The sequence below is a fragment of the Streptomyces pseudogriseolus genome (genome assembly GCA_002154585.1).
Lineage (GTDB): Bacteria > Actinomycetota > Actinomycetes > Streptomycetales > Streptomycetaceae > Streptomyces > Streptomyces pseudogriseolus.
In genome coordinates this window covers 1-4927 of the sequence record MUNG01000155.1, presented here as the reverse complement: position 1 = coordinate 4927, position 4927 = coordinate 1, and the positions used below count along the sequence as shown (strand labels likewise).

General features: G+C 72.4%; 5 protein-coding genes. 4 read left to right on the top strand and 1 reads right to left on the bottom strand.

The genetic code is table 11. The features are described from left to right. Window positions 1-366 precede the first annotated feature (366 nt). Together CCN29_RS15495 and CCN29_RS15490 are read left to right on the top strand one after the other, a co-directional pair. Entirely contained in the window at window positions 367-1713 is a 1347-nt protein-coding gene (locus CCN29_RS15495) for a DUF445 domain-containing protein (protein ID WP_031019433.1), read from the top strand. A 78-nt stretch (window positions 1714-1791) separates the two neighbouring features. After that, complete coding sequence (locus CCN29_RS15490) at window positions 1792-3273, top strand: MFS transporter (protein WP_006131648.1); 1482 nt, start codon at window positions 1792-1794, stop codon at window positions 3271-3273. 51 nt (window positions 3274-3324) lie between these two features. Here the strand turns inward: CCN29_RS15490 and CCN29_RS15485 are convergent, their stop codons facing one another. Continuing rightward, a complete protein-coding gene (locus tag CCN29_RS15485) occupies window positions 3325-3627 on the bottom strand; it encodes a hypothetical protein (protein WP_031019431.1) in 303 nt (100 codons plus the stop codon). A gap of 217 nt (window positions 3628-3844) precedes the next feature. On the opposite strand from CCN29_RS15485, the gene CCN29_RS15480 reads away from it, so the two are divergent. Next, window positions 3845-4267 (top strand): Hsp20/alpha crystallin family protein, encoded by a 423-nt coding sequence (locus CCN29_RS15480; RefSeq protein ID WP_006131646.1) that lies wholly within the window; start codon window positions 3845-3847, stop codon window positions 4265-4267. A 143-nt stretch (window positions 4268-4410) separates the two neighbouring features. Next, a complete protein-coding gene (locus CCN29_RS15475) occupies window positions 4411-4899 on the top strand; it encodes a DUF2267 domain-containing protein (protein ID WP_006131645.1) in 489 nt (162 codons plus the stop codon). The last annotated feature ends 28 nt before the right edge of the window (window positions 4900-4927 follow it).

Here is a 4927-nt window from a genome sequence, read left to right as displayed (position 1 = left end):
CGGAAGCCGCCGCGTCTGCGGAGGCTTCCGTCGTGGCCGGGTGCCCGCGCCGGGCAGGGGGCTCCGGTGCGCGGGGTGGCACCGCCGGGTCCCCGTCACGGGTCATGCTGTTCTGTTCTCCTCGGAAGCGGGAGCCGCGGGCGGCTCCGTGCGTCGCACCATCGTGGGGTCAGGGCGGGGAGGCCGGGCGCGGGACACGGCCGAAGATCATCCGGGCGGGCCGGGGTGGCCGGGCGGCGCCCGGGGTACCCCTAGGTGACGTCCCTGGACAATCCCCCCACCGACAGACGCCGGGAACTCCTGTTCCGTTCCAGGAGTCGGTCAGGAAGGGACAATGTGTGAGGGATCACCGAACGGGTGGAGCGGATGGAACGGACTGAGACGGCAGACACCGAGGACCGGGACGCCGCCGAGCAGCATGCCCGCGCGGCTCCCGTCACGAACCGCGCGATGACGACGTTCAGCCCCGCGGACGAGGAGAAGCAGCGCGGCGTGCGCCGCATGAAGCTCACCGCCACCGCCCTGCTGCTGTTCGTCGCCCTCGTCTACGTCCTCGCCAAGTGGGCGTCCCACCAGGGCGCCGGCGCCTGGGCGGGCTATGTCGCCGCGGCGGCGGAGGCCGGCATGGTGGGCGCGCTGGCCGACTGGTTCGCCGTCACCGCGCTGTTCCGGCACCCGCTGGGCCTGCCCATCCCGCACACCGCGATCATTCCCACCAAGAAGGACCAGCTCGGCACGGCCCTCGGCGACTTCGTCGGGGAGAACTTCCTCTCCGAGGACGTCGTCCGCAGACGCCTCCGCGCCGTCGGCATCGGCAGCCGCCTCGGCGCCTGGCTCGCCGTCCCCGAGCACGCCGACCGGGTCACCGCCGAGGTGTCCGCGGCCCTGCGCGGCGCGCTGACGGTGCTGCGCGACTCCGACGTGCAGGCGGTCGTCGGGGAGGCCATCACCCGCCGGGCCAACACCCAGGAGATCGCGCCCGGCATGGGCAAGATGCTGGAGCGGATCGTCGCCGACGGCGGCCACAAACGCGCGGTGGACGTGGTCGTCGCCCGCGCCCACGACTGGCTGGTGCTGCACAGCGACACCGTGATGGACGCGGTGCACGGCGGCGCCCCCGGCTGGACGCCCAAGTTCGTGGACCGCAAGGTCGGCGAGCGCGTCTACAAGGAGCTGCTGCGCTTCGTCACGGAGATGCGGGACATGCCCGGCCACCCCGCGCGCGGCGCCCTGGACCGCTTCCTCACGGACTTCGCGACCGACCTCCAGTCCGACACGGACACCCGCGCCCGCGTGGAGCGCCTGAAGGGCGACATCCTGGCCCGCAGCGAGGTGCAGGACCTGATCGCCTCCGCCTGGACGGCCGTACGCGGCATGATCGTCTCGGCGGCGGAGGACGAGCGCAGCGAGCTGCGGCTGCGCCTGCGGGCGTCGCTGCTGTCGCTGGGCGCCCGCATGTCGCTGGACCCGAAGCTCCAGGGCAAGGTCGACGGCTGGCTGGAGAGCGCCGCGGTGTACGTGGTGACGACCTACCGCAAGGAGATCACGTCCCTGATCACGGACACGGTGGCGAGCTGGGACGCGGAGCACACGACGAAGAAGATCGAGGCCAACATCGGCCGCGACCTCCAGTTCATCCGCATCAACGGCACGGTGGTCGGCTCGCTCGCGGGCCTGCTGATCTACACGATCTCGCGGGCGCTGGGCGCGTAGCGCGTACGGGCGCGCGGGCCGGGCGTGAAACCGGCGGGCACGGGGCACACGAGGTTCACTTCGCCGAGGAGGGAGCCCATGGCCACCGCGCAGTCCGGCACCGGACGCACCATCACCACCAGAATCCCCGCCCGACTCGACCGCCTCCCGTGGTCCCGCTGGCACTGGTCCGTCGTCATCGGCCTGGGCACGGTGTGGATCCTCGACGGGATGGAAGTCACCATCGTCGGGAACATCGCGGCCCGGCTGTCGGAGCCCGGCAGCGGACTGCCCATCACCTCCGGCGAGGTCACCGGCATCGGCGCCGCCCTCTACGTCACGGGCGCCTGCCTGGGCGCCCTCTTCTGGGGCCGGCTCACCGACGTGTACGGCCGCAAGAAGCTGTTCCTGATCACCCTGGCGGTGTACCTGGCCGCGACGGCCCTGACCGCGCTGTCCTTCGACACCTGGTGGTTCTTCCTCTTCCGCTTCCTCACCGGCTTCGGCATCGGCGGCGAGTACGCGGCCATCAACTCCGCGATCGACGAGCTGATCCCCGCCCGGTACCGGGGACGCGTGGATCTGCTGATCAACGGCAGCTACTGGTTGGGCGCGGTCGCCGGCGCGCTGCTGTCCATCGTCGCCCTGGACACCTCGATCTTCCCGGCGAACGTCGGCTGGCGCCTCACCTTCGCGCTGGGCGCGGTCCTCGCCCTGGTGATCCTGCTCGTACGGCGGCACGTCCCGGAGAGCCCGCGCTGGCTGCTGATCCACGGCAGGGACGAGGAGGCGGAGCGGATCGTCGGCGGTATCGAGGAACGCGTCACGGCCGACGGCGGCACGGAGCTGCCGCCCGCCGAGGGCGAGATGACGATCCACCAGCGCACCGGCACCACGTTCACCGAGATCGCCCGGACCGTCTTCGGCCGCTACCGCCGGCGCTCCACCCTCGGCTTCGCCCTCTTCATCGGGCAGGCGTTCCTCTACAACGCGATCACCTTCGGCTTCGGCGCGATCCTCACCCAGTTCTTCGACGTGCCGTCCGGCAACACCGGCTACTACTTCGCGGTGATCGCGGCCGGCAACTTCCTCGGTCCGCTGCTGCTGGGCAAGCTGTTCGACACGGTCGGCCGGCGGATCATGATCTCCGGTACGTACGTGCTGTCGGGCGCGCTGCTGTTCGGCACGGCGTGGCTGTTCGACCGCGGGTCGCTGACCGCGGCGACGATGACGGCGTGCTGGTGCGTGGTGCTGTTCTTCGCCTCGGCCGGCGCCTCCAGCGCCTACCTCACGGTCTCCGAGATCTTCCCGATGGAGACAAGGGCGATGTCCATCGCCTTCTTCTACGCGCTCGGCACCGCCGCCGGAGGCATCAGCGGCCCGCTGCTCTTCGCCGAGCTGACCGGCACGGGCAAGGTCGGCGACACGGTGCTCGCGTTCCAGATCGGCGCGGGTCTGATGGTCGCGGCGGGGATCGTCGCGGCGATTCTCGCGGTGAACGCGGAGCGGCGGTCCCTGGAGGACATCGCCGCACCGCTGTCGGCGGCGACCGGACCGCAGGAGGCGGCGGCCCGTCCCTGAACGCTCCCGGAGATCGCCGGACGTCCGCGACGGGCCGTACCCCTGACGTTGTCAGCCGCGCCGGTCGGCCACCGCCCATGAGGCGAGGGCGACCGCGCCGGCCACCGAGAACACGGCCGGCCAGGCGCCGACCTTCTTCGCCAGCGGGTGCGACCCGGCGAAGGCGGCGACGTACGCGGCCGACAGCACACCGGCCGCCGTACCGCCCGCACGCGCGCGCCACTGCTGGGCGGCGGCGACCCCGGCGGCGGCCAGCACGACCCCGCCGAGCTGCCGCTTACGGGTCCAGCGGGCCACGCCGTACCCGCCGACGAGCCCGCTCGCGGCCACGACCGAACTGGGAACCTTCGCCATGCCTGCTGCCTCCTGCCACTGCGCCCCGCGCGGGGCGCGGGAAACCACGGACTCCGAGGCTAACGCGCCCGGCGGCGCCCCCTCCCACCAGCCCCGGAGTAGCCGCCCGCCCAAAGCTGAGTCGGGGGTTGTCAACTTTCCAGCGGGTGAGTTATATAAGGAAGTGATCCGTAGGGCATCGCACGGACGACCTCACCCACGAAAGGAGTGGACTGTGATGCTCATGCGTACCGACCCGTTCGCCGAGTTCGACCGGCTGACGCGGCAGGTCCTCGACCCGGCCACCCGCACCTCGGCGATGCCGATGGACGCCTACCGGACGGGGGACGACTTCATCGTCCACTTCGACATCCCCGGCATCGACCCGGAGACCATCGAGCTGGACGTCGAGCGCAACGTCCTGCGCGTCCGCGCCGAGCGCCGTTCGCCGGCCCCCGAGAACGCGGACCTGGTGATCACCGAGCGTCCGACCGGCGAGTTCACGCGGCAGCTGTTCCTCGGCGACACCCTGGACACCGAGCGCATCGACGCCACGTACGAGGCGGGCGTCCTGACGCTGCGCATCCCGGTGGCCGAAGCGGCCAAGCCGCGCCGCATCCAGATCACGGGCGGCGACAGCCGCAAGCAGATCACCGGCTGACCGGCCCCCCTTCCACGCGTCCCGCGGCTCCCCTTCCCGCGGGACGCGTCCACGCGCCGCCGTACGCCCTCCGGCGGGCGACGCGACACCGGACCGTCGGAACCCCTTCCAAACCGAATACCGCAGCAGGAGAGGAGCTTCGGATGACCACGCTGACGCCGCACAAGCCCGCACCTCCGCGGCCGGGGAGCACCGTCGCCCCGGCGACCCCCGGGCCGCGTCCGGCACAGGACCCCGCGTGGCGTGAACTCGTCGACGCCGTACGGGAGGCCGGGCAGTACAGGACGCGGGCGGAGGCGGAGAGCGTCATCCGCGTCGTCCTGTCCGCCCTGGGCGGCCACGTCGTCGGCGACGAGCGCGTCGACCTGGCCCGTGCCCTGCCCGAGGAGGCCGCGCGGGTGGTCGCCTCGCAGATCCCCGCGACCCGCCGGCTGTCGGCGGCCGAGTTCGTCGACTCGGTGGCGGCCCGCATCGAGGGCGCGACCCCGGCCACGGCCCGCTGGGACGTCAGCTCCGTCCTCGGTGTGCTGCCGCCGCTGGTGGGCGACGATCTGGTGACGCGCATCCTGGACCAGCTGCCGCCCGGCTACGCCCTGCTGTTCGGCCGCGTGGAGCTGCTGCCGGCGGCGTGACGACCCCGCCGCGGCTCCCCCTCCTCCC